1 protein-coding gene is annotated in these 598 nt (G+C 52.3%); it reads right to left on the bottom strand.

The features are described 5' to 3' along the window. The coding region (locus A3730_RS12945) for a transposase (RefSeq protein ID WP_197477473.1) at positions 1 to 470 on the bottom strand (470 nt) is incomplete at its 3' end. Positions 471 to 598 lie beyond the last annotated feature (128 nt).

Genomic DNA, 598 nt, shown 5'->3' with positions numbered 1-598 from the left:
TAGATTGCTTCAAGATCACGTTCTCGCCACGCCTGTAGCTCTGGCAGGAGTTTGTCGGTGATGGCATTGATGGTGCCGTTGGACAGCTCGATATCATACATCTCGACAATGTGGGCGCGGATGTCCTGGTAGCTGTTGCCGAGGGCAAACAGGGCAATGATCTTGCGCTCCAACTCATCGGTCAGATGCGTCTGGTGTTTCTTGATAAGCTGGGGTTCGAAGGTACCGCTGCGGTCTCGGGGCGTTTTAAGTTCAAAGCTGCCGGCGGGGCCTTTCATGGTCTTACTGGTCGTGCCATTCTTGCGGTTCGGCGCGGTCTCTTCTGTAAGATGATTGTCCAGCTCGGCTTGCATCGCGGCTTCTGTGAGCTGCTTGATCAGCGGCGTGAGAATGCCGTCTTTGCCGGTCAGGTCTTTGCCTTCCTGTAGGGCCTTGAGAGCAGCATCAATGTCGAATGTGGGTTTGGTCATGTATCACCTCTTTGGTGTGTAGATTAAAGAAGTGACACAGAATTCTGAACACTACCNGCCATTATCATGTTTGCGCCTCGTGCTTAAACGATTCCTCTCCTCTGGAACGTTTACTTTCTTCTACCTTC

The organism is Alcanivorax sp. HI0044, from assembly GCF_001634945.1.
Note: the sequence above shows the minus strand (reverse complement) of the source record. Positions and strands in the feature narration are given on the sequence as shown.